The following is a 22,889-nucleotide window of genomic DNA, read 5'->3' as shown; positions in this document are numbered from 1 at the left end:
GACCCGCCCGACCGAGACCGCAATGCCCCGTCGCTTCCGTGCCGCCCTGCTTGTCACCCTGGCCCTGGGTGCGCCAGCCGTGGCGCAGACCAGCGCGCCGCCGACAACGCAGGACCCGGCGCTGACCGCCTTGTTGGACTGCCACTTCGGCTACGCCCAGCAGCACTTCCGCAGCACTGCCAGCGCCACCGAAATCGCCACGGCGGCCGCCTCGTACTGCGAGCCCGCCTTGCAGGCGGCCGGTCTGGGCACCTACCTGCGCGCGCTGGATGCCGGGTTGCCGGCAGACAGCGCGGAGGCCTCACGCATCGGCATGCTCGACGAGCTTCGCGGCATGCTGCCCGGCTTCACCATCGACAAGGTCCTGCAGTTCCGCGCCGCCAGCGACGCGCCCTGAGCCGGCGCGCGCCTTCACCCACAACCCGAACTCCTTCATCACCTCGACCACCGGCTGCAGCCGTCGGCCGTCGTCGGTGAGGGCGTATTCCACCTTGACCGGCACGGTGGGATACACGGTGCGGCGGATCAGCCCGGCCTCTTCCAGCGCACGCAGGTCCAGGGTGAGCATGCGCTGGGAGATCGCCGGCATGTCGCGGCGCAGGTCGTTGAAGCGCTTGGCCCCGTCGAGCAGATAGGACGCGATCAGCAGGCGCCAGCGTCCGCCCAGCAGGCGCATCGCTTCTTCCACCGAACAGCCCGAGACGTTGTCTTTCATGGTGGCTCCTGCAGGGGGCGACAGGTATACGTTATGTACCTACACCACACAATAGTGCCTTCTTCCGTTTTTATACCGCGCGCCTAGAATGCGGCCGGACGCCTCACAGCGAGGCCCCATTCCTGTTGCCGGATACCCCGATGAAGCTCTATTACCTGCCTGCGGCCTGCTCGCTCGCCCCGCATATCGTGCTCAATGAACTGGGCCTAGATGCCACCCTGGTCCGGGTGGACCCGCGCAGCCATCGCACCGAACACGGCGAGGACTACCTGCAGGTCAACCCGCTGGGCTACGTGCCGGCACTGGCGCTGGACGACGGCAGCGTGCTGCGCGAAGGCACCGCCATCCTGCAGTACCTGGCCGACCAGCGGCCCGAAGGCGGCCTGGCTCCTGTCCAGGGCAGCATTGAACGCTACCGCCTGCAGGAATGGCTGGGCTTCCTTGGCACCGAGATCCACAAGGGCTTCATTCCGCTGCTGTACCCGGTGGCCGCCGGCAAGTACACGGAGACGGCGCGACCGAAACTCGACCAGCGCGTCGCCTGGATCGACGCGCAACTGGCCGACCGCGACTACCTCATGGGGGAGCGCTTCAGCGTGGCCGATGCCTATCTGTTCGCCTTGATCGGCTGGGGACAGGCAGCGTGGCTCACCTCGTACTACAAGGCGGACATCCATTTCGACCGGTTTCTGCATCTGCAGCGCTGGTATGGCCGCGTGCGCGCGCGGCCGGCGGTGCAGCAGGCACTGGCCGCTGAAGGGCTGCAGTAGCGACCTGCTGGCCGCAGGCCGGGTCGACCCGTGGCGCTACTGCCGCCACATCAGGATCAACACCATCATCAGCAACATGGCGCCCGCGCCGATGCCCAGCAGGCCAAGCTGGATATCGGCCATCCGCGAGATGCGCGCGTCGCCCAGCTGCCGGTGGCGGCGCAGGAACAGGAAGCGCGCATAGTCCGCATTGCCGTGGTGATGCCGGCCCAGGCCGAAGGTGTGCGGCTGCCCGAGCGCGGTGTACACCTCGGGGTGATCCCGGCGCAGCCACAGCAGCATCACCACATTGAATGGCAGGCTGGCGATGATCAGCAGAAATGCGATCAGCAGCAGCCGCCCCAGGATCTCTTCCATACCTGCTCCCCCGAGCGTAGCGCGCGCGGCCATCCCCGATGGCGCAGGCGCGATGATAGCCCAGGGTGAGGCCTGTCGAACCGACGTCAGCGCCCGGCCACCGACGCCGACGTCCGCGACCGCGGCAACGGCTGGATGGCCAGCGTATCGCCACGGCAGACATCCACCGCGTGATACACCGCGCGGCGGCCGTTGCCGAAGGTCATGCGCAGGTCGAAGCGGCAGGCCTGGTCGCCCAGGCGGACCACGCTGCTACCGCCGCCACCGGGCAGCACCGCGATCGGGCGCGCAACGAACGCATCGCTGCCGGCCGGCGCCACTTCCAGTGCCACCACGCTGTCATGGGCGCGGTTGAGCAGGCCCAGGTAACGTGCGTCGCCGGCGTTCGCGTCGGCGGCAGCGAAGAGTGAAACGGCCAGCAGCGGGCAGATCAGGACGGGGCGGATCAGATTCATGGCGGCATCTCCGGGGTGGTGAAGGACACCCGCATCAGGCGCTTCCCGCCCACTGCCGCCAACCGATCCGGGACCAATCGTCGCCACGCGCGGGCCAATCGTAATGGGCCGTCATGGCGCTTCCCGCCCCCTCCCCCCACGCCTAAGATGAGCCTGCCGCACACGCGCGGCGCAGGACCCCAGCATGCTCATCCGCCTTGGCAGCACCCAGATCCGCCTGTCCCGCTACATTGCCCTGTGGACGATGGTGGCCCTGGTGTTCGCCATGCAGAACGCCATCAACGTCGGCATGCCCCGCACCGACTGGCCCTTCTGGGATCTGGCGCGCTGGTCGCTGATCCAGTGGTACACGTGGGCGGCGCTGGCCCCGACGGTGTTCCGTCTCGCCGAACGTTTCCCGATGCGCGGCACCGGGCGCCTGCACGGGCTGGGCGCGCAGGTGGTGGCCAGCCTGTGCGTGACATTCGCCGCGATGATGCTGGGCGCACTGGTCTCCACCCTGTTCGAGCCCAGCGGGTTTGCCGAGCAGCTCGGGTATTTCCTGGAGCAGCACTTCGCCATCGGCCTGCTGACCTACTGGACCCTGTTTGCGATCCAGCAGGCCCTGCACTTCCACGCTGAAAAGGCCCGGCGCGAACTGGAGGCCAGCCAGCTGGCCACGGAACTGGCGCAGTCGCGCCTGCTGTCGCTGAAGGCGCAGCTGCAGCCGCACTTCCTGTTCAACACGCTGCACGCGATCATCACCCTGCTGGACGAAGACACGCTGTCGGCCGAAGACATGCTGCTGCGCCTGAGCGAACTGCTGCGTGCCTTCCTGGAAGACTACGACGGCCAGGAAATCACCCTGCGCCAGGAACTGGACCTGATCGAGCTGTACCTGGGCATCCAGCGCATCCGCTTCAAGGACCGCCTGACCACCCGCACCTACATCGCCCCGGACACGCTGGACTGCGCCGTGCCCAGCCTGATCCTGCAGCCGCTGGTGGAGAATGCGCTGCGCCACGGCATCGGCCAGCGCGTGGGCAGCGACACCGTCGAAATCGACGCGCGGCGCGACGGCGACGTGCTGTGCATCGAGGTGCGCAACCGCAACAGCACGTTGTCGACCGAGCCGTCCGAGTCGGCCGGCCATGGCATCGGCATGTCCAACACCCGGCTGCGCCTGAAAGAGCTGTATGGCGATGCCGCCGAGGTCCGGCTGGACATGCTCTGGCCCGAAGGCGTGGCGTGCCGCATCCGGGTGCCGTTCCGGGTGCTGGAGAGCGCCGACGACGCACCCGAGTTCACCCCCGGGGTGACGCCGGCATGACCCTCAGCGTACTGGTGGTCGACGACGAACCGATCGCGCGACATGCGATCGTGCGCCTGCTGCGCGACGATGCCGACATCGAGATCGTCGGCGAATGCGGCGACGGCGTGTCCGCGGTGGCGGCCATCCGCGACCAGTCCCCGGACCTGGTGTTCCTGGACATCCAGATGCCCGCCATCAACGGCATGGACGTGGTGGCCACCATCGGTGCCGAACGCATGCCGGCCACGGTGTTCGTGACCGCCTACGAGCAGTACGCGGTGAAAGCGTTCGAGGCCAATGCGGTGGACTACCTGGTCAAGCCGTTCAGCCGCGAACGCTTCGCGGCCACGCTGCAGCGGGCCAAGGCCCGGCTGTCGGCCGCGGCCGGGGTGGGCGCGCAGGCGTCGGTGCAGATCCTGCAGGCGCTGGATTCACTGCGCCAGCGCGACGATTACCTGCAGCGACTGCCGGTGCGCGTGGACGAGCACGTGGTACTGGTGGCGGTGGATGACATCGTCTGGATCAAGGCGGCCGGCAACAACGTGGAAATCCACCTGGCCGATCGCGTGCATGCGCTGCGCGACACCATGGCCAGCCTCGCCGCGCGCCTGGACCCGCGCCACTTCGCCCGCGTGCACCGCTCGGCCATCGTCAACGTGCGCCGGGTCAAGGCGATCCATCCCTGGTTCAACGGCCACCACGTGGTGACCCTGGATACCGGCCAGCAACTGCGCATGAGCCGCTACCAGAACGAGGCGTTCCTCAAGCTGGTCTCCACACGCACCCCGTAGCGCCGGGCTCTGCCCGGCTGCGAAACACCCGCGCCCCGTAGAGCCGGGCTCTGCCCGGCTGCGAAGCACCCGCGCCCGTCCGGCCACGCACAGCACGCATCACGCAACCAGCCCACGCTCCTCGGCGCGCAGGGTCAACACCTCCACCCCGTCGGCGGTCACCAGCACCGTATGCTCGGCCTGCGCTGACAGCTTCCCGTCGCGCGTGGTCACGGTCCAGCCATCCTCGCTCATGTCGATCGCCGCGCGGCCCTGGTTGATCATCGGCTCGATGGTGAAGGTCATGCCCGGCTCCAGCACCAGCCCGTCACCACGCCGGCCGTAATGCAGCACCTGCGGTTCCTCGTGCATTTCCTGGCCAATGCCGTGGCCGCAGAATTCCTTGACCACGCTGTAGCCGTGCGCCTTGGCGTGCTGCTGGATCGCAAAGCCGATGTCGCCCAGCGTGGCGCCGGGCCGCACCACGCCAATGCCTTTCCACATCGCCTCGCGGGTCACCCGTACCAGGCGCCTGGCCGCATAGTCGACCTCGCCGATCAGGTAGGTCTTGCTGGAATCGGCGATGTAACCGCCCTTCTCCAGGGTGATGTCCAGGTTGACGATACTGCCGCTGCGCAGCACGGCATCGGCCGACGGCACGCCATGGCAGACCACGCTGTCGATCGAGCTGTTGAGCACGTAGGCGAACCCGTACTGGCCCTTGCTGGCCGGGCGCGCCTGCAGTTCGTCCACGATGAAGCGCTCCACCCAGTCGTTGACCTGCAGCGTGCTCATGCCTTCCAGCGGCAGCCGGTCCAGCGCCTCGAACACCTGCGCCAGCAAACGGCCGGAGGCGCGCATCAAGGCCTGTTCTTCCAGCGTCTTGATCATGCCTCGGCCACCCGCAACGCCCCGGGTGCCACCCCAGCCGCACGCAGTTCACGGCTGACGATCTCCTGGTAGCTCATGCCGGGGTTCATCTCGCACAGCATGCCAATTTTGATCCAGAAGCCGGCCTGGGCGTTGATCGAGCGGCCGGAGACGCCGCTCGCGCGGCGTAGGTTGTCGTGTAGTTCGTCGTCGATGTTGACGATGCCCATGCGGGTCTCCCAGGCAATGAAGATACGCACCATATATGTTTCGTATATTGCTTGCAATGCCACCCGTCGCCGCCCCATTCGCTTCGTGCGAGCATGCTTTTCCCAAGACAGCAGCCCCTCTCACGGAGCACTCGCATGGGCAGGATCCTGGTGATGTCGTCGGCGGCCGTGGTCGCACTGGTGGCGGGCGCGGTGCTGTTAGGCTATTCGCCGTCCACCTGCAGTTGCGTGAGCCCGTACGACACCCTCAAGCACAGCGCCGGATTGAACCTGCCGGGGGTCCCCGTGCCCGCCGCGACAGTGGAGGCGGGCCTGAACCGCACCATGCGCGGTCGCTCGGCCGATCCGGCCTCGGTCGACTTTCTGAGCTACGACTGCCAGGCCCCGTTGGCCGACCGCCTGGTCTGCCGCGTGCGGGTCGAGGAATCGCCGCTGCTGGCGCGCGGCCTGGAAGTGACTTACCACGCCGTCCAAGGGCACATCACCCACGTGTCGGTCGCGCGCGCCGTCTGGCTGAGCTACTGATCAGCAGTACGCCGTCGCCTCGATCTCGAACAGCATGCCGTCCAGCGCCAGCCGCGGCACGGGAATCAACGTGCAGGTCGGTGCCCGGCCCAGTGGCCAGCGTTGGCCGATCTGCGCGGACAGAATGCCCAGCCGGTCCTGGTCATGGTTCACCACCAGCACCGTGAGTTTGGCCACGTCGGCCAGGCCGGCACCGGCGGCGGCCAGGGCCAGCGCCAGGTTGTCCAGGGCCTGTGCCACCTGGACCTCGAAGCGCGGCGAGAGCGCGCCGTCTGCGGTTTCCCCGCCCTGCCCGGCCACGTGGATCACCCGGGCCGGCAAGCGCACGACCGCCACGTGCGAGTAGCCGTTGGCAGTGGGGTCATACAGACCCGCGGGATTGATGAAGCCGAACAGGCCGGCGGGCGCGGCGGGGGTGTCACTGAACATGGGGCATGCATCCATGGAGGGAGCACGCAGTGTTCGACCTCAACCTGGGTTGAGGTCAACAATGCACGGTGGAATGCTGCAGTCCACGCCGCGCCAGTGGAGCGATGCCGCCTCAGGTCCAAGCCGGGTCGGCGGTGAAATCGATGGTCAACCAGAACTCGCTGCCGCGCGCGTCCAGGCGTTCGGCGATCTCGTCACGCAACCGGTCCACGTTGCCGATGTTGCCGATGACCGTTTCCGGATGGGTCAGGATGTGGATCTCGACGAAGCGCATGCGCCCCATCTTGGCCACGTGGCTGGTGAAATCCAGATAGCCGTGTTCGGCCACGAACGCCTGCATGACCGCCTGCACACGTGCATCCAGCGTATCCGGCGCCACCTGCAGCACCTCGCGCATGGCCTTCCAGGCACTGCGCAGCGGCACCGGCAGCACCGCGATGCTGATCGCCGCCAGCACCAATGGGTCCAGGTAGGGAATCCAGTGTGCGTGCTCGCCGCCGCGCAGCAGCAGCGCGATCACGAATGCCAGCACCACCGCCAGGCTCATCAGCCCACTCAGCAGCCAAGCCCGCACATCCAGCCACAGCAAGGAGGATTGCAGGCGCAGCGCGCGGGTCCGCACGAAGGCTGCCATGGCCAGGTTGCTCACACACAGTACCGCCGCCCACGCCAGCGCCGGACCGGCCTTGACCTCATGGCCGCCAGTGGTCAGCCCGATGATCGAATTGGCCAGCGCGTAGATGCAGGCCAGCGACAGGATCGCCCCGCCCAGTGCCTCCACCATCGGCTCCAGGTGCCAGTAGCCGTACTGGAAGCGCGGGCTTTCTTCCCGCGCCACCAGCCGCAGCACTGACAGCGCCACCAGGGTCAGGGCGACGTCGACCAGGCTGTACACGCCGTCGAACAGGATGGCCTGCGACCCCACCAGCAGGCCACCGGCAAAGCCGGTGGCACTGACGGCCAGGGTCACCGCGATCGAGAATGTCAGGACCCGCTGCTCGCGTGCTGTATCCATCGCTTGCCGAGGGCCTGACCACACTCAGACCTTCAGCACCTCCACCTTGTAGGTTGGCGTAGCGCCATCGCGGTCGATGATAAGCCCATGCACGTCCGACTCGAAGCCCGGGAAGCGGGCGTTCTGCTCGCGGGCGATGCGCAGCGACTGGATGATCGGCTCGTCGCTGGCCCCGAAGCGCTCGCCCGGCATGATGGTCGGAATGCCCGGTGGGTACGGCACCAGCATGGTGCCGGCGATACGGCCGCTGATCGCCTCGATGTCGACCCGCTCGATCTGCCCACGCACCAGGTGGTCGTAGGCCTCGGCCGGGGTCATCACCGGCTCGGGCAGGTCCACGTACATTTCGCGCATCACCTTGGGCACGGCGAACTCCCGGTTGAACTCATGCAGCGCCTGGCACAGGTCGCGCAGGCCCCAGCCGGCATAGGCCACCGGGTAGTCGGCAGCCAACCCCGGCAAAGCCCGGCTCAGCGGCGCATTGGCGTCGTAGTGCTCCTTGAACGCCATCAGCTCGGTTACCAGCGTGCTCCACTTGCCCTTGGTGATGCCCATCGAGAACAGGAACAGCACCGAATACAGGTTGGTCTTCTCCACGGTGATGCCGCGCGTCCACAGGAACTTGCTCAGCACCGCGGCGGGAATGCCGCGCTGGCCGATCTCGCCGTCGATCGACAGCCCCGGGGTCAGCAGCGTCACCTTGATCGGGTCGATCAGCACGTAGTCTTCGACCAGCCCGTCAAACCCATGCCAGTGCGCGTCGGGCTGCAGGTACCACTCTTCGCGCTTGGCCACCAGCGGTGCCGGCGCATCCCCCTTGGCCAGGGACCGCTCCAGCTTGTCCGGCTGCCACACACTGAACCACCAGTCGTCGCGCCCCAGGTCCTCGCGCACGTGCAGCATCGCGCGGCGGAAGGCGATCGCCTCGTCATGCATCTCCTGCACCAGCGACTGCCCGGCCGCACCTTCCATCATCTTGGAGGCCACGTCGCACGCGGCGATCACGCCGTAATGCGGGCTGGTGGTGGTGTGCATCATGAAGGCTTCGTTGAACCGCTCCGCATCCAGCTCGCGGGTGGCCGCGTTGCGCACGTGGATCATCGAGGCCTGCGAGAACGCGGCCAGCAGCTTGTGCGTGGAATGGGTGGTGAAGATGATCGCGTCCTGCTCGCGCGGCTTGCCCTTGGCCATGCCGTAGTGATTTTCGTAGAACGGATGGAACGCTGCATACGCGTACCAGGCCTCGTCGAAGTGCAGGAAATCGACCGCGCTGCCGATCTCCTCGGCGATCTTCTCGGCGTTGTAGCACAGGCCGTCATAGGTGGAATTGGTGACCACCGCGATGCGCGGCTTGGAGCCGGCCTTGAACGCCTTGCTGGCCAGCGGGTTGGCGGCGATGGCTTGGTGCAGCGACTCGGGCGTGAACTGATCCAGGCTGATCGGGCCGATGATGCCGTGCGCGTTGCGGCTGGGGGTGAAGTACACCGGGATGCCGCCGGTCATGATCAGCGAGTGCAGCAGCGACTTGTGGCAGTTGCGGTCCACGAACACCACGTCGCCGCGGCCCACGGTGCCGTGCCAGACGATCTTGTTGGCCGTGGAGGTGCCGTTGGTGACGAAGAAGGTGTGGTCTGCGCCGAAGTTGCGCGCCGCTTCGTCCTCGGCCTCCTTGATCGGCCCGGTGTGGTCCAGCAGCGAGCCCAGCTCCGGCACCGAGATCGACAGATCGCTGCGCAAGGTGTTCTCGCCGTAGAACTGGTGAAACGCACGCCCCACCGGCGACTTGGTGAACGCCACGCCGCCGGCATGCCCCGGCGTATGCCAGGAGTAGTTCGATTCGGCCGTGTGGTGGATCAGCGCCTTGAAGAACGGCGGCAGCAGGTTGGCCATGTAGTCTTCGGCCGCCCGCATCACCTGGCGCGAGATGAAGCTCTTGGTGTCCTCGAACAGGAAGATGTACCCATGCACGTACTTGAGCAGCTTGCTGGGCACCTTCTCGATGGTGCGGCGCTCGCCATACAGGAAAGCCGGCAGGTTGCCGCGGCGCGCGCTCTGCTCGCGCAGGAAGCCGAGCAGGCGCTGGAACTGCTCGGGCTTGTCCTCGGTACCGTCGATGGAGATCAGCACCGCCGAGGCCGCCACATAGGTCCGCGCGCCGGCCTGGGCGTCGGAAAGGGTCAGGCCGCAGAGCACGCGCTGGTCGTTCTTGCGCAGCTCGTCGACCAGCGCACGGATCAGGATGCCACCGATGCGCGGCGACTCGTAATCGTCATCGATGACGATGATGGGGTAATCAAGCGACTTGAAATACACAGGCATTCTCCTGGGGGAAGATCACGAAAGCGTCGTGCGAACGGCGGCGTCCAGCGCGGGCAGCTGGCCACGCTGGCGGCGGCGCTCCTCGCTGAAGAACGGGTAGAACACCGTGATGAACAGCACGAACAGGAAGGCGTACTGGACGATGCTGCCCGACGACCCGAAGATCGCCCACAGGCAGTACACCACCGTGACACTGGTCAGCAGCCAGAACGCGCCGGTATGCACCAGCGTGTGCGAACGCTCGACCACGAAATAGCAGGCCACGCACGAATAGATGTAAGGCAGCAGGGTCAGCACCACCGCAGCGGAGGTAATCACGTCGAACTGCGCCGACGCGGTTTCCGAGGTCGAGGTGACCAGCACCGCCAGGGTCATCAGCACCGCCACGATCAGCACGCCCTTGACCGGCACGTCATCCTTGTTGGTCTTGCTGAAGATGCTTGGGAACAGGCCGTCATCGGACGCAGCCTTGGCGCTTTGCGCGGTCAGCAGGATCCAGCCACCCAGCGAGCCGGCCGCGCCGACGAAGGCGCACAGGCTGACCAGCGCCCCGCCCCACCCGCCCACCGCATTGGCGGCGGCCAGCGCGAACGGCGCATCGGACACCTGCAGGTCGCCGTTGGGCACCATGCCCATGATCACCGAGGAGCTGGCGATGTAGGCAATGGCCGCCAGGAACACGCCGGCCAGGGTGGCACGGGCCACGTTCTTTTCCGGGTTTTCCACCACGCCAGCGGTGACCGAGGCCGACTCCACGCCGATGAACGCCCACAAGGTGAGTGCGGCGGCGCTGGAGATGGCGCCGAAGTTGGATTCACCGGACACGTTGTAGGCGCCCTTGAAGATCGTCGGGTCGAAGAAAAACCAGCCGAAAATGGCGATGCCCAGGATCGGCACCAGCGCGAAGCTGGTGGTCACCGTCTGCAGCTTGCTCACGAAGGACGGGCCGATCACGTTGGCGAAACTCAGTGCCCAGACCAGCGCCAGCACCGCCAGGCAGCGCGGTAATGGTTCGGACAGGATCGGGAAGAAGTAACTGAAATAGCCCACCGCCGCGATCGGAATGGCAACGTTGCCGATCCAGTTGGCGAACCAGTAGATGGTGTTGGTCTGGAAGCCCATGTACGGGCCGAACCAGTCGCGCGCATAGGCGTACGGGCCACCGGCCTTGGGCGCCAGCTTGCCCAGCTTGGCGAACACGAAGGCCAGCAGCAGCGCGCCGGCCGTGGTGATCAGCCACCCCCAGATCGACGCCGTGCCGATCTTGGCCAGGCTGGAGGGCAGCAGGAACACCCCCGAACCCATCATGTTGCCGGCCACCAGGAAGGTGGCACCGACCACCCCGATTTTCTTTGCTTCTGCCATGACGGTTTCTCCTTTGCCAGGCATGGGCCCGGTCGCGCCGGGCGGTAGGGTCTACTTGATGAAGTTGTATTGCAGGCTGCCCTGCAGCCGCACCGTGTCGCTGCGTTGCCCGCGTTGTTGTTCCAGTTGGCCGTACAACAGTTCCATGCCCATGGTCCAGGACGGCGCCGGGCTCCACAGCAGGTTGAATACGCCGTAGCGGCTGCGGCGGAAGGCGTCGTCGGCGAGCGCCGCGTTGCGCTCGCCACTGAGCTGGCCGTAGATCAGGTTGGAGCGCCACATCGGCGTCCAGTAATGGGTGTAGCCGACGAAACCGCCGTGTAGCCGCAGCAGCGCCAGGCGCCCATCGTCGGCCACCACCGCATCCATGCCCGAGCCGGTCAGGTCGGCGGTATAGCGGGCAATGCCCTTGCCACCCAGCGCGCCAAACAGCAGCAGGTCCTGCTCGCCCACCGCGGCCGAGCCACTGAGCTGCAGGCCACCGCCGATGCGGCGATCATCACCGGCGTCGCCGTCGTAGGCCAGGCTGCGCGCCACCAGGCCGACTTGCAGGTGTCCCCAGTCGCGCTCCATGCGCGCGGTGAGGGTGACGTCCGGGGCCTGGTCCACCGCGCGGACGCCCTCGGCAGGCGCGCTCAACTGCGTGTCGGGATCTTCGGCGGCCAGGGTCAGGGTGTTGCCCTTGCCGAGCGGGAAGCTGTGGTGGATGCCGGCCACCAGCAGGTAGCCGGCCGCGCCGGGGCCGGCGAAATCCAGCGTGTCGGGCAGGCTGTCGGCGTCCATGAAACTGGAATAGCCGTAACCGGCGTAGGTATTGCCCAGCTGACCATAGGCGTGGCGCAGGCGGAACTGATAGCTGTCGCTGCTGCCGAAGAAATCATTCTCCAGGTAGAAGCGCAGGTTGCCGTGGGTAGTGGGCCGACGCGCTTCAAAGCTGAAACGGGTCTGCTTGGCATGCATGTTGAAGTTGGACACATCGCGATGCGCGCTGCCCACCGGGATCGACGACGGAATGAACTGGTCCTCGTCACCGGCCGCGCGTGCGTCGGCGATGGCATCCAGCTTGGCGTAGCCGCCGATGCGGATCAGCGTATCGGTGCCGGGAATGGCGAAGAACCCTTTCAGCTCCGGATCGGTCGGGCCGGCGGCACTGTCCGGGCGCGACGCCGCCGAGGACGGGTCGGACACCGAATCACGTGGCGGCAGGATGGCCTGCCCGCCGCCCGGCACCTGCACTGCCGCGGGCGATGGCAACGCGGCCGGGGTGGCCTGCGCTATCGCGGCAGGCGCGGGCGTCGGCGCGCCCGGTTCGGACTCCAGCGCATCCAGGCGCTTTTCCATCGTTTCCAGTGTCTGCCGCAGGGTGCGGATCTCCTGCCGCAACGCATCGGCCGAATCCTGTGCACGGGCAGGCGCAGCGACCACCACCGCAGCACACGCAAACGTCAGTACAGCCAGGCGCATCACGTTCTCCATGAACCGCGAACAGCCTTGCCGTGCAACGCCGCTACGCCTGCGCGCGCGCCCTTGCCCGGCAACCCGGTACTGCAATGCAGGCGCAGCACACCGATGGCATGCGTCGGCGAACCGATCGCGTGCACACCGTGGTGAACACACCCGCGTGGGATTCCCTCCTCATCCCGGGAGGCGTGACGGAAACAACCCGCCTGCCAGCGCCCTGAGTAACAATGGCCGAGTGAGCACGTCGTGAAGTCTGCCGGTCGTTGTGATGGCAACGACGCAGGCACACGCATGCCATGGCGAGGAGTGAAGACAGAGGAATACATGCGCACAGGCTAGTGCGCCTGTCGTTTTCGGCCTTGATTCAGATCAAGTGCACCGCATCGCCTCTGTGCAGGCCCCTGCAACACACGCGGGGCGTGCGTACATCCTCCCTACATGGGCAGGCCTGCAGGCGCGCGCGCCGGCGTTGCACCGGCGCGCGTTTCAACCGATCAGGCAGCGGCTCAGCGCTTGCCCATCACCAGGTCCATGTCCTGGCCCTGCGGCATGCCGGAGCGGCGCTGCAGCATGCCCTTGTCGTCCTTGAACAGGATGCCCGGGGTGCCCTGGAAGCCCATCTCGATCATCAGCTCCTGGTTGGCATCGAGCTTGTTGGCCACGTCCGGGCTCAGCTTCGCCACCGGCTTGATGCCGCCCTTGTCGAAGTTGTGCTCGTTTTCCAGCAGGGCCGCGCTCGGGTTCGGTGCGGTCAGGATGGCAGCGGCCTTGGCCGGGCTGTCTTCGCGGATCACGCCCACCATGATGTGGCGCAGCTGCACCTTGCCGCTGTCCACCCACGGCCGCGCGGCTTCCCAGAAGCGATGGCAGTACGGGCAGTTGGCATCGCTGAAGGTGTACACCACGCGCGGCGCGTCGGCCCGACCGTCGCGCACCCAGGCGCTGGCATCGAGCTTGTTCCACATTTTTTCCGACATCGGCTTGGCCGCCAGCTTCTCCAGCGGCGCCGCGCTGACATCCTCGCCATTGGCGTCGAACAGGCTGCCCACCAGAACGTGCTTGCCATCGGGCGTCACGTAGGCCGCGGCAGGCTGCTGGCCGCCGACCACGCCGGCGAAGCCACGCAGGCCGCCTGGCGCATCGAACTCGCCCACCACCTCGAACCCATGCTTCTGGATGCCCTTGAGCACCGCCGGGTACTCACCGACCTTGGCGGCGGCAACCGGCTTGGCCGCGTCCGGGGCCTTGGGCGACTGGGCCTGGCTGCACCCGGCCAGGCCCATCAACAGCGCAGCGGCAAGCAGCGAGCCCAGTGCGGGCGGCGATTTCAACAGCATGGCAACTCCTGGTAGCAACAGAATGAAAGGCGCCGCGCGTTCAACGCAGCGCATCGAGCCGGGCCTGCAGCCCGGCTGCACTGAGTTCCCCCATGTGCAGGCCCTGCAACCGGCCACGTGAATCGAAGAACAGGGTAGTCGGATATGCGTGCACCTGCAGCCGTTCGGCGGTGAGGCTGTCCGGGTCGAGCAGCACATGCTGCAGCACCAGCCTCTGGCTGGACAGGAACTGCTGCACGTCTTCGACACTTTCGCCCTGGTTGACGAACACGAAACGCACGTTGGGTTCGCGTTGTTGTGCCGCGGCAAAGATCGGCATCTCGCGCCGGCAAGGCGCACACCAGGTGGCCCACAGGTTCACCACCACCGGTTTGCCTTCGGTATCGGCCAGCGCCACCGGCTGCCCCTGCAGCGACTGCAGGCTCAGTGCGGGCAAGGCGATCCGCGCCTGCTGCAGGTGGGCCATGCCGAACGACAACGCCGCCCAGCACACCACGCCCGCCACGGCACCGGCCCATACCGGCCTGCGCAGCGCCGGCGTGCGGCGCAACCGCCATGCTGCCCAGCCCATACCCACCAGCACCGCCACGACCGGCAGGAAACCGCCATCGCCCAGCCGCACCAGCGCCCACGGGTCGGCGGCGTACGCGCGCCAATGCAGCACCGCAAACCCGACGCGCCCACCCAGCAGCGCCAGGAACACCATGTCCAGCAGCAGCGCGGTGGGCGTGGGTTGGCCCTTCTCCGGCGGCGGCCTCAACCATCGCGCCACGCCAATGGCCAGCAGCCATGCCAGCACCACCCACACTACGCCCAGCGGTACCGGGCCAACACTGCTCATCATCCATCCATCTCCACCGCTGCTGCATGTCATGCCGGCGCGGTTGTTGGTAGTACCCCGGCGGCATGGTCACAGCCCGGGGTCCATCCGGCAAGCGGCACGCGCACATGCGACAACGGCAGACCGCGTACGCATGCCTGCCGTTGCGTGCGGCGATGACGCCGCGAGGTGGCCGCTCAGGCCGCCGTGCGCATCTGCTCTGCGCCCACGTCGACCACGCCGCTGCGCACCCGTTCGCGGCGTTGCGCGGCCAGTTGCCGCCGATAGCGCGACGGCGTGAGCCCGACAATGCGCAGGAACAGGCGCCGGAACGCACTCTGATCCGAGTAGCCGACTGCCCAGGACACTTCATCGATTTCACCGCCGGCCTGCAGCATCAGCTGTGCCTTGGCGATGCGCAGCCGCTGGCAGTATTCGATCGGACGCAGCCCGGTTGCCTTGAGGAAGCGGCGCTGCAACGTGCGCGGCTCCAACCCGGCGGAGTCGCAGATGTCCTGCAGCGTCACCCCACGCGCGGCAATGGTGTGCAACCAACGCTGCGCCTTGAGAATGCCGCGATCGCCGTGGGCGAAGTTGGGACTGAACCGCTCCAGGTCGTCCTGCACGGCGCGTGGAATCGTCAGTTGCAGCTGCTGGATCGCTGCGGTCATCACGGTCTGCCCGTAGATGCGGGCCAGCAGACGCAGGCTGAGATACTTCCAGGCATCCGGCCCGGAGGCGGTGAGCAGGTCGCCGTCGTCCACCAGCGCACGCTCACCCAGGCTCCAGCTGGGCACCACCGTGGCCAGCGACGGGCAGCGCGCCAGGTCGGGCAAGCTCACCGTGCGCCCGGCCAGCACGCCACTGGCGGCAAGCATCAATCCCCCCTCATCACAGCCGGCCAGCACGCTGCCACCGTCGTGGCTGTCACGCAGCCAGGCGAGCAGGCGCTCGTCGGGCGGTGCCAGTGGCCAGCTTGGCTCGTTGCCGGACACCACGATGATGGCCGGCAGCGCGTCGCCGAACAGTTCGGCTCCCGCCACCCGCTGCACGCCGCGTGGGGACAAGGTCCAGCGCGTCACCAGCATCCGCGCGCCCTGGCGCTTGCCCGCTGCGGCGGTACGGTTGCAGCGCTGCGCCAACTCGGACAGCACCGGCGCGGCAGCACGAAGACTGCCCGGGTACTCCAGCACGGCAACTTCCATCAACGCCGACGACTGCGTCCGCGGCAAAGGGGACAAGGGGGTGAACGGTGCATCCATGGAAAGGCTCCTCAAGCGACGTCTGGGGCCAGCAAACCCAGGCAGGGCAAGGGTTTGAAGCGAACCCGGTCGAGCCTACGGAGGCAAATGCACGGTAGCTATGAAACTAGTTGTATCTTTCGCGCCCGTAACTACATCGGTCGGCCGCGCTTCAGCAACCCTTGACTCTTGACCAGACTCAAAGGTTTACCCTCCCGTGCAGTCTTCATCGAGGTGGGCATGAACATCGGACAGCTCGCACGCCAGGCCGGCGTGCCGATCGACACCGTGCGCTATTACGAACGCCAGCAGCTGCTGCCCACCGCACGACGCAGCGCGGGGGGCTATCGCGTGTTCGGCGATACCGATCTGACCCGGCTGCAGTTCATCCGCCGCGCCAAGGCGCTGGGCTTCACCCTGGAGGAAATCGCCGCGCTGCTCAGCCTCAGTGACCAGCGCAGCCACGACATGGCACGGGTCCGCGACACCGCCGTGGACAAGCTGAGCGACATCGAGCGACGCATCACCGAACTGCAGCGCATGCATGGCGCCCTGAAGGAACTGGTGGATGCCTGCCCAGGCCATGGCGCGCTGGTGCACTGCCCGATCCTGACCGCCCTGACCTGTTCGTCGCAGTAAGCCGCCGCACCCTGCAACCGCGCAGTGCGCCCCGACGATCAATGCTGTTGCCTCACTGCGATGCGCTGCGTGTCGTGATCACCATCGCGTGCGCTTCCTGTGCGCGGACGCGGTCACGGCCGTGCGTCCACGCCGCATGCCGTGCGGCGCGCGTGCGCCATCAACGCGCTGCCAGCGAATGATGCATGTCGTGCAGTTTTCGCTTGCCAATCGAAAACGTCGTCGTTATGATTTCGCTCCTCACGACGTGGGGCCATAGCTCAGCTGGGAGAGCGCCTGCATGGCATGCAGGAGGTCGGCGGTTCGATCCCGCCTGGCTCCACCACTTCAATCATTAGGCCGATTGAAAGTGCAGTGACAAAATATGAAGTTTCGTGCGTCCCCATCGTCTAGAGGCCTAGGACATCACCCTTTCACGGTGGCGACCGGGGTTCGAATCCCCGTGGGGACGCCAATCAAGAAGCAGAAAGCCCTGACCTCGGTCGGGGCTTTTTGTTTTTGCCCTGCTCGCGTTGCGGCATCGATCGCGGCAAAAGAAATTCATCGCGATGTCACACAAAAGACTTGGCGAACGCTTCACACCCGCGTAGAATTCCGCCTCCAGCATCGTGGGGCCATAGCTCAGCTGGGAGAGCGCCTGCATGGCATGCAGGAGGTCGGCGGTTCGATCCCGCCTGGCTCCACCACTCCGGACCTTAGGCCGTTCGGAGGTGCTGAAAACATTGATGAGTTTATGCGTCCCCATCGTCTAGAGGCCTAGGACATCACCCTTTCACGGTGGCGACCGGGGTTCGAATCCCCGTGGGGACGCCACTCATCAGCGACATCAGGCCCGGTTCGCCGGGTCTTTTTGTCACCGCCCCCTGAAAGTTTCGTCGTGGTCTTCCACAAACGTGAACAGGCAGGTATACTAGGCGGCTCGCGGTACAACGTGGGGCCATAGCTCAGCTGGGAGAGCGCCTGCATGGCATGCAGGAGGTCGGCGGTTCGATCCCGCCTGGCTCCACCACTTCTCCGGACACAGGCCGTCCGATAGAAGACAAATTCGGTTTAACGCGTCCCCATCGTCTAGAGGCCTAGGACATCACCCTTTCACGGTGGCGACCGGGGTTCGAATCCCCGTGGGGACGCCAGCTACAAACAACAGCCCCCGGCATTGCCGGGGGTTTTTGTTTGTCTGCCCTCGGTAGACGCCGACCGTTGGCCTGCACGACGCGTGCCGGACGACCCAACCCTACCGACCAACGCCGGACATCCACCGCCCGGGCCCGGATGGCCCAAGGCGAAATAAAAAGCTTCCCATCCAGCACAAGCATCGCTATGATAGGCGGCTCGCAGCATCAACGTGGGGCCATAGCTCAGCTGGGAGAGCGCCTGCATGGCATGCAGGAGGTCGGCGGTTCGATCCCGCCTGGCTCCACCACTTCTCCGGACACAGGCCGTCCGATAGAAGACAAATTTGGTTTAACGCGTCCCCATCGTCTAGAGGCCTAGGACATCACCCTTTCACGGTGGCGACCGGGGTTCGAATCCCCGTGGGGACGCCAGCTACAAACAACAGCCCCCGGCATTGCCGGGGGTTTTTGTTTGTGCGCTCCGGCAGGTGCCGGCCGTTGGTCGGTACCTACCGCACCACCTTGGCCATGCCCACCGACCGCGGCGCGGTCAACGCAAAGCCGAACTGCGCATACAGGCGGTGCGCGTCGCCATCGGCGATCAGGCTCACGTAGGCCCCCACCGCATTGGCCTGCAGCCACGCATCCAGTTCGCGCATCACCGCCTTGCCCAGCCCCTGGCCTTGACGCTCGGGCACCACCGCAATGTCCACCACCTGCAGGAAGCAGCCGCGGTCGCCCACCAGCCGACCCATCGCCAGCAGCTGTCCGCCCTCACGGATACTGACCCCGAACACCGTATTGGGCAGGCCCAGCGTGGCCGCCTCCAGCGTTTTGGGGCTCAGCCCGGCGCGCACCCGCAGTTCGCGGTATTCGGCCACGCTGGGCGGATGGGGAATGCACGTCAGACCCGCCGGCAGCATCATGGAGCACCTCGCATACGTGAACAGGTGTCCAGCATGCCGCATCGTTTTCTCATCCGGTGATACCAACCGGCCTATGCTGTTCCCCTGCCCCTTCTGCCCGCCCCTGCCCCATGTGTTACTCCGCCCAGATCCGCGCCGATTACACCAAGCTGGTGCGCGAGTACGGCGCCATGATGTCGCTGGACGAGTTCGCCCAGCTGTACGCCTACGATGCCGGCAAGCAACGCCCGAAAACGCCCAAGGCGATGGACGACGGCTTTGCCGGCGCGCGTACCGCGCAGGGCCAGGACATCGTGGCGAAAATCCAGCAGTGGCATGCCGAGGAAATGCAGGCGCTGGACGCGGAGATCCGCGTGCAGGGCGAACGCCGCGATGCCGCCCACGCCAGCCTGGCCACGCGCCCTACGCAGAAGGCCCGCAACGAGGCGCGCATCGCCGGCAACCGCGTCGAACGCGCGCAGGCGCGCCTGGACGACCTGCGTCGCACCGGGCTGCTGCCGCGCGACAGCCGCATCTTTCCGGGCGTCTATGCACCGGTGATCGTGTCCGAGCGCGGCCAGCGCGTGATCAAGCCGATGCGCTATCAATGCCGCCTCCCGGACACGCCGGCCCGCAATGACACGCTGTACCCCGGCACCTACAACGCGCGCCGCGACAGCCTGGGCGGGTACTGGAAGCCCGCGTTCGGTCATTGCCATGGCGTGGTGGTGGTGCAGTCGTTCTACGAACACGTGCCGCGGCACGCGCTTGAGCAACGCGCCCTGTCCCCCGGCGAGAAAGCCAACACCGTGGTGCTGGAGTTCCGCCCACAGCCGCCGCGCGACCTGCTCATTGCCTGCCTGTGGTCGGAATGGGAGGGCCCGGAGGGGCGGCTGCTGTCCTTTGCGGCCATCACCGACGAACCGCCGCGCGACGTCGCCGCAGCCGGTCATGACCGCTGCATCATTCCGATCCGGCCGGACAACCTGGATGCCTGGCTGAACCCGGACCCCACTGATCTGGACGCGCTGTACCGCATCCTCGATGACCGTGAGCCGCTCAGCTACGCCTATACCGAAGCGGCGTGAGCGCCGGGGTCAGCTGGCGACCGATGCGGCCTGCAGGGCGCGTTCCAATGCCGCGTTCAGCTCCGCGGTCAGGTACGGCTTGGTCAGCATCACGCCGGTGCGGAACACCGCCGGCAGGTGATCCGGCGCCATGCCGGTGGCCAGCACGAAGGGAATGCCACGGGCACTCAAGGCAGCCGCAACGGGCTCACTGGTTTCGTTGTTGGCCAGGCGGTAGTCCAGCAGCGCCACCTGCGGCTCGGTCTCACCGAGCAGGCGCAGCGATTCGGCAACCGATGCCGCGGGGCCGACGACGACCGCGCCGGACTGCGCCAGCTGCATCTGCAGCAGGGCCGCGCTCATGTCGTCGTTCTCGACCACCAGTACCCGAAGATCCTGCAATGCACTCATCCCGGCTCTCTGTATGGTTCAGCCCGGTGAGTATAACGTCCTGCCCGGATGAAGGCCGAACATCACATGAAGCATTCAGGGCTGCACAGATCTCCACAAGTTGTATACACTACGCGGCCAGCCAGCCGAAGTGGCGGAATCGGTAGACGCAGCGGACTCAAAATCCGCCGCCCTTAAAAGCGTGTGGGTTCGAGTCCCACCTTCGGCACCATGGAATTGCACAGGCCAGATCTTCGGATCTGGCCTTTTGCATTTCAGGGGCTGCCGAAAGGCAGCCCCTTCAGCAGACTCACTTGGTGGATCTGGATGCATCCGCTGCTTTGGCAGCGACTTCGGCAGCGGCATTGGCCGCAGACGCCGCCCGTTGTTGCAGCGCGGCGGCGTGCGCCGGCAGGTCCAGCGTCTGCGGCGGGTTCTCGCGCCACACCAGCTCCAGAACGCAATCCTTTGCCTGGCGACGGCACATTGCTTCGGCCTTGCGTTGGGCAGCACCATCATCCTTTTCAGACAGCGCAAAGCCCACGGCGCCCGTGCCGGTGTACACCGCGGAGTATCCCGGGGCGGTGGTACTGGCCTGGCTCGCACAGTTCGGCGAACGCTGCACGCAGTAGCTCAACGCCTGCTGCACTGCCGCGCTGACCGTGCGCTTGTTCATCGAATAGCCGTAAGCACCGGTATCGGTGTCGTAGAACACGGCCGATGCCGCGTTGGCGGCGCCCGCCGCGGCCAGTGCGACCAGAAGTACCGCGCTGCGTCCTGCTGTCATTGACATGGTTTGTTTCGACCTTCCGTTGGAAGGCCGAGTATCCCAAAGCCCAACACGATTGGCACGCAGGCATCGTCCCGATACGTTGTCAGGCAACGCCGACGCTCAGACCAGCCGCAGCGCCGGTTGGCCATGTCCCGCTGCCGCGATGGCCTGCCGCGCGATGCCCGCACTGGTCTCCACCCGGAACGCCGCCACCGTCTGCAACAACTGGGTGGCCTGCTCTTCCATGCTGCGCGCGGCGGCGGACGCCTCCTCCACCAGCGCGGCATTCTGCTGGGTGCCTTCGTCGATGTGGTCGACCGCCTGGTGGATCTGCCCGATGCTTTCGCTCTGCTGCTGGGCCACCGCACTGATCTCGCTGATCAAGGCACTGACCCGCTTCACGTTGACCACGATCTCATCCATGGTGCGGCCGGCGCTCTCGACCTGGCCGGTGCCGGTGCCTACCTTCTCCACCGAATCGGCGATCAGCTGCTTGATCTCCTTGGCCGCCCCCGCCGAGCGCTGCGACAGCGACCGGATCTCCGAGGCCACCACCGCAAAGCCGCGGCCGTGCTCGCCGGCGCGGGCCGCTTCCACCGCGGCGTTGAGCGCCAGGATATTGGTCTGGAAGGCGATGCCGTCGATGACGCCGATGATGTCGACGATCCGACGCGACGATTCGTTGATCAGCGCCATCGTGCACACCACTTCATGCACGACATGGCCACCCTGCGCGGCCACATCCACGGCACCGCTGGCCAGCTCGCTGGCCTGGCGGGCGTTGGTGGCGGTCTGCTGCACGGTGGCGGTGAGGCCCTTCATCGAGACCGCGGTTTCTTCCAGCGATGCGGCCTGCTGCTCGGTACGTACCGACAAGTCGCTGTTGCCTTCGGCGATCTCGCTGGCGCCCACCGCGATGGTGTCGGCGGCGAACTTGATCTGCGCGATGATCGAGGCCATCGCCTCCACCAGCGCATTGATGCCCTCGCACAGCTCGGCGATCGGGCCGTTCTTGTCCTCGGTGGCGATATGCCCGGTGAGGTCCCCACCCTTGGCCGCGGCCACCACTTCGCGGGTCTGCGCCACGGCGTGCTGCATGGCCAGGCTGTCACGCACCTGGGCGGTGATGTCGGTGGCGTACTTGACCACTTTGAACGGGCGGCCGTTCATGTCCAGGATCGGGTTGTACGACGCCTGGATCCACACCTCGCGGCCCCCCTTGCCGAAGCGCCGGTACTGGCCGGCGTCGTACTCGCCACGGCCCAGCTTTTCCCAGAACCGGGCGTAGTCCGCGCTCTGCCGGTGCTCGGGCTCCACGAACATGGCGTGGTGCTGGCCGCGTACCTCATCCAGCGTGTAGCCGGTGGTGGCCAGGAAATTGTCGTTGGCCGACAGGATGCGGCCGTCCAGGCTGAATTCGATGACCGCCTGCGACTTGTTGATCGCCGCCAGCTGCCCGGACACATCCGCGGCCTGCTGCATCTGCGCGGTGATGTCGGTGGCGAACTTCACCACCTTGTAGGGACGCCCGCTGCCATCCAGTACCGGATTGTAGGAGGCCTGGATCCAGATCTCGCGGCCGCCCTTGCCCAGCCGCCGGTACTGGCCGGCGTCGAATTCGCCGCGTCCGAGCCGCGCCCAGAAGTCGCGGTACTCCTGGCTCCGTGCAAGCGCCGGGTCGACGAACATGGCATGGTGCCGGCCCTGGATTTCATCGAGCCGGTAGCCCAGGGTCTGCAGAAAGTTGTCATTGGCCTGCAGGATGGTGCCGTCCAGATCGAACTCGATCACCGCCTGCACCCGGTGCAGGGCGGCCACCTGGGCTTCCAGCTCGCACTGGCGTCGCTGGCTGGCGACGGTGGCCGACTGGCGTGCCTGGCCGGGCGCGATCACGCTGGCTTTCAGGGCCTGCCACAGTGAAGGGCGGGAAGCGGCGTCGGTACGTCCTTGCACATGCGCGTGCATACCTGAAGTAAGCATCATCGTGATCCTCGGTGCCCGTTGGCGATTGGGATCCGACGGGGAGCAACC

The 22,889-nt window shown here is 66.6% G+C and carries 24 protein-coding genes and 9 tRNA genes; 16 read left to right on the top strand and 17 right to left on the bottom strand.

Annotation, left to right across the window (positions count from 1 at the left end):
* The first annotated feature begins 22 nt into the window (after positions 1 to 22).
* The gene (locus ABIA71_RS07310) at positions 23 to 397 is read left to right on the top strand and encodes a hypothetical protein (RefSeq protein ID WP_354284328.1); all 375 of its coding nucleotides are present in this window, start codon (positions 23 to 25) and stop codon (positions 395 to 397) included.
* Here the strand turns inward: ABIA71_RS07310 and ABIA71_RS07305 are convergent.
* Positions 302 to 715 carry a winged helix-turn-helix transcriptional regulator gene (locus tag ABIA71_RS07305; protein ID WP_354284326.1) on the bottom strand — a complete coding sequence of 138 codons (414 nt, stop codon included), beginning with the start codon at positions 713 to 715 and terminating at the stop codon, positions 302 to 304. The two genes, ABIA71_RS07310 and ABIA71_RS07305, sit on opposite strands and share 96 nt — an antisense overlap.
* Positions 716 to 855: 140 nt before the next feature.
* Between ABIA71_RS07305 and gstA the strand changes: the two genes are divergently transcribed.
* The gene (gstA, locus tag ABIA71_RS07300; RefSeq protein WP_354284324.1) at positions 856 to 1,485 is read left to right on the top strand and encodes a glutathione transferase GstA; all 630 of its coding nucleotides are present in this window, start codon (positions 856 to 858) and stop codon (positions 1,483 to 1,485) included.
* 36 nt (positions 1,486 to 1,521) lie between these two features.
* Here the strand turns inward: gstA and ABIA71_RS07295 are convergent, their stop codons facing one another.
* Together ABIA71_RS07295 and ABIA71_RS07290 are read right to left on the bottom strand one after the other, a co-directional pair.
* Positions 1,522 to 1,842, bottom strand: coding sequence for a hypothetical protein (locus tag ABIA71_RS07295; RefSeq protein WP_354284322.1), 321 nt, complete (start codon positions 1,840 to 1,842; stop codon positions 1,522 to 1,524).
* 86 nt (positions 1,843 to 1,928) lie between these two features.
* The gene (locus ABIA71_RS07290) at positions 1,929 to 2,297 is read right to left on the bottom strand and encodes a hypothetical protein (protein WP_354284320.1); all 369 of its coding nucleotides are present in this window, start codon (positions 2,295 to 2,297) and stop codon (positions 1,929 to 1,931) included.
* A 184-nt stretch (positions 2,298 to 2,481) separates the two neighbouring features.
* On the opposite strand from ABIA71_RS07290, the gene ABIA71_RS07285 reads away from it, so the two are divergent.
* Together ABIA71_RS07285 and ABIA71_RS07280 are read left to right on the top strand one after the other, a co-directional pair.
* Complete coding sequence (locus ABIA71_RS07285; protein WP_354284318.1) at positions 2,482 to 3,606, top strand: sensor histidine kinase; 1,125 nt, start codon at positions 2,482 to 2,484, stop codon at positions 3,604 to 3,606.
* Entirely contained in the window at positions 3,603 to 4,379 is a 777-nt protein-coding gene (locus tag ABIA71_RS07280; RefSeq protein ID WP_354284316.1) for a LytR/AlgR family response regulator transcription factor, read from the top strand. The genes ABIA71_RS07285 and ABIA71_RS07280 overlap by 4 nt, the downstream gene beginning before the upstream one ends.
* Before the next feature lie 99 nt (positions 4,380 to 4,478).
* Here the strand turns inward: ABIA71_RS07280 and map are convergent, their stop codons facing one another.
* Positions 4,479 to 5,249 (bottom strand): type I methionyl aminopeptidase, encoded by a 771-nt coding sequence (gene map, locus ABIA71_RS07275; RefSeq protein WP_354284314.1) that lies wholly within the window; start codon positions 5,247 to 5,249, stop codon positions 4,479 to 4,481.
* Positions 5,246 to 5,458, bottom strand: a complete 213-nt coding sequence (locus tag ABIA71_RS07270; RefSeq protein WP_038687903.1) for a ParD-like family protein — start codon at positions 5,456 to 5,458, stop codon at positions 5,246 to 5,248. The genes map and ABIA71_RS07270 overlap by 4 nt, the downstream gene beginning before the upstream one ends.
* 135 nt (positions 5,459 to 5,593) lie before the next feature.
* On the opposite strand from ABIA71_RS07270, the gene ABIA71_RS07265 reads away from it, so the two are divergent.
* Positions 5,594 to 5,983: a hypothetical protein gene (locus ABIA71_RS07265; protein WP_354284312.1), complete on the top strand. Its 390-nt coding sequence runs from the start codon at positions 5,594 to 5,596 to the stop codon at positions 5,981 to 5,983.
* On the opposite strand, the gene ABIA71_RS07260 is transcribed toward ABIA71_RS07265, so the two are convergent.
* The 8 genes from ABIA71_RS07260 to ABIA71_RS07225 form a co-directional block, all read right to left on the bottom strand.
* Complete coding sequence (locus tag ABIA71_RS07260; protein ID WP_354284310.1) at positions 5,984 to 6,412, bottom strand: Rid family hydrolase; 429 nt, start codon at positions 6,410 to 6,412, stop codon at positions 5,984 to 5,986.
* A gap of 112 nt (positions 6,413 to 6,524) precedes the next feature.
* Entirely contained in the window at positions 6,525 to 7,427 is a 903-nt protein-coding gene (locus ABIA71_RS07255; protein WP_354284308.1) for a cation diffusion facilitator family transporter, read from the bottom strand.
* A gap of 24 nt (positions 7,428 to 7,451) precedes the next feature.
* Positions 7,452 to 9,740, bottom strand: coding sequence for an Orn/Lys/Arg family decarboxylase (locus tag ABIA71_RS07250; protein ID WP_354284306.1), 2,289 nt, complete (start codon positions 9,738 to 9,740; stop codon positions 7,452 to 7,454).
* 21 nt (positions 9,741 to 9,761) lie between these two features.
* Positions 9,762 to 11,111, bottom strand: coding sequence for an arginine/agmatine antiporter (adiC, locus tag ABIA71_RS07245; RefSeq protein WP_354284304.1), 1,350 nt, complete (start codon positions 11,109 to 11,111; stop codon positions 9,762 to 9,764).
* A gap of 51 nt (positions 11,112 to 11,162) precedes the next feature.
* Positions 11,163 to 12,575 carry a DcaP family trimeric outer membrane transporter gene (locus ABIA71_RS07240; RefSeq protein WP_354284302.1) on the bottom strand — a complete coding sequence of 471 codons (1,413 nt, stop codon included), beginning with the start codon at positions 12,573 to 12,575 and terminating at the stop codon, positions 11,163 to 11,165.
* A 503-nt stretch (positions 12,576 to 13,078) separates the two neighbouring features.
* On the bottom strand, positions 13,079 to 13,909 hold the full coding sequence (gene dsbG / locus ABIA71_RS07235) for a thiol:disulfide interchange protein DsbG (RefSeq protein WP_354284300.1): 831 nt from the start codon (positions 13,907 to 13,909) through the stop codon (positions 13,079 to 13,081).
* Between the two features lie 40 nt (positions 13,910 to 13,949).
* Positions 13,950 to 14,750 (bottom strand): redoxin domain-containing protein, encoded by an 801-nt coding sequence (locus ABIA71_RS07230; RefSeq protein WP_354284298.1) that lies wholly within the window; start codon positions 14,748 to 14,750, stop codon positions 13,950 to 13,952.
* 176 nt (positions 14,751 to 14,926) lie between these two features.
* The gene (locus ABIA71_RS07225) at positions 14,927 to 15,991 is read right to left on the bottom strand and encodes a GlxA family transcriptional regulator (RefSeq protein ID WP_354284296.1); all 1,065 of its coding nucleotides are present in this window, start codon (positions 15,989 to 15,991) and stop codon (positions 14,927 to 14,929) included.
* A gap of 219 nt (positions 15,992 to 16,210) precedes the next feature.
* Here ABIA71_RS07225 and ABIA71_RS07220 point away from each other — a divergent pair, with 219 nt between their 5' ends.
* The 9 genes from ABIA71_RS07220 (at position 16,211) to ABIA71_RS07180 (ending at position 18,156) form a co-directional block, all read left to right on the top strand.
* Positions 16,211 to 16,609, top strand: a complete 399-nt coding sequence (locus ABIA71_RS07220) for a heavy metal-responsive transcriptional regulator (RefSeq protein ID WP_354284294.1) — start codon at positions 16,211 to 16,213, stop codon at positions 16,607 to 16,609.
* 249 nt (positions 16,610 to 16,858) lie between these two features.
* Positions 16,859 to 16,934, top strand: a tRNA-Ala gene (locus ABIA71_RS07215).
* Positions 16,935 to 16,987: 53 nt separating this feature from the next.
* A tRNA-Glu gene (locus ABIA71_RS07210) sits at positions 16,988 to 17,063 on the top strand.
* Positions 17,064 to 17,219: 156 nt separating this feature from the next.
* A tRNA-Ala gene (locus ABIA71_RS07205) sits at positions 17,220 to 17,295 on the top strand.
* 51 nt (positions 17,296 to 17,346) lie between these two features.
* Positions 17,347 to 17,422 (top strand) — tRNA-Glu (locus ABIA71_RS07200).
* Positions 17,423 to 17,542: 120 nt separating this feature from the next.
* A tRNA-Ala gene (locus tag ABIA71_RS07195) sits at positions 17,543 to 17,618 on the top strand.
* Between the two features lie 48 nt (positions 17,619 to 17,666).
* Positions 17,667 to 17,742, top strand: a tRNA-Glu gene (locus ABIA71_RS07190).
* A gap of 214 nt (positions 17,743 to 17,956) precedes the next feature.
* Positions 17,957 to 18,032: transfer RNA gene (locus tag ABIA71_RS07185), tRNA-Ala, on the top strand.
* 48 nt (positions 18,033 to 18,080) lie between these two features.
* A tRNA-Glu gene (locus tag ABIA71_RS07180) sits at positions 18,081 to 18,156 on the top strand.
* A gap of 77 nt (positions 18,157 to 18,233) precedes the next feature.
* Here ABIA71_RS07180 and ABIA71_RS07175 read toward each other — a convergent pair.
* Positions 18,234 to 18,650 (bottom strand): GNAT family N-acetyltransferase, encoded by a 417-nt coding sequence (locus ABIA71_RS07175; protein WP_354284292.1) that lies wholly within the window; start codon positions 18,648 to 18,650, stop codon positions 18,234 to 18,236.
* A gap of 110 nt (positions 18,651 to 18,760) precedes the next feature.
* Between ABIA71_RS07175 and ABIA71_RS07170 the strand changes: the two genes are divergently transcribed.
* Positions 18,761 to 19,717 carry an SOS response-associated peptidase family protein gene (locus ABIA71_RS07170; protein WP_354284290.1) on the top strand — a complete coding sequence of 319 codons (957 nt, stop codon included), beginning with the start codon at positions 18,761 to 18,763 and terminating at the stop codon, positions 19,715 to 19,717.
* A 9-nt stretch (positions 19,718 to 19,726) separates the two neighbouring features.
* Here ABIA71_RS07170 and ABIA71_RS07165 read toward each other — a convergent pair whose 3' ends face one another.
* Positions 19,727 to 20,107 (bottom strand): response regulator, encoded by a 381-nt coding sequence (locus ABIA71_RS07165; RefSeq protein ID WP_354284288.1) that lies wholly within the window; start codon positions 20,105 to 20,107, stop codon positions 19,727 to 19,729.
* A gap of 124 nt (positions 20,108 to 20,231) precedes the next feature.
* Between ABIA71_RS07165 and ABIA71_RS07160 the strand changes: the two genes are divergently transcribed.
* Positions 20,232 to 20,318: transfer RNA gene (locus ABIA71_RS07160), tRNA-Leu, on the top strand.
* A 78-nt stretch (positions 20,319 to 20,396) separates the two neighbouring features.
* On the opposite strand, the gene ABIA71_RS07155 is transcribed toward ABIA71_RS07160, so the two are convergent.
* Entirely contained in the window at positions 20,397 to 20,879 is a 483-nt protein-coding gene (locus ABIA71_RS07155) for a DUF4189 domain-containing protein (RefSeq protein ID WP_354284286.1), read from the bottom strand.
* 99 nt (positions 20,880 to 20,978) lie between these two features.
* A complete protein-coding gene (locus ABIA71_RS07150; protein WP_354284284.1) occupies positions 20,979 to 22,838 on the bottom strand; it encodes a methyl-accepting chemotaxis protein in 1,860 nt (619 codons plus the stop codon).
* Between the last annotated feature and the right edge of the window lie 51 nt (positions 22,839 to 22,889).

It is taken from the genome of Stenotrophomonas sp. 2619 (assembly GCF_040548725.1).
GTDB classification, from domain to species: Bacteria; Pseudomonadota; Gammaproteobacteria; order Xanthomonadales; family Xanthomonadaceae; genus Stenotrophomonas; species Stenotrophomonas maltophilia_AP.
Note: the sequence above shows the minus strand (reverse complement) of the source record. Positions and strands in the feature narration are given on the sequence as shown.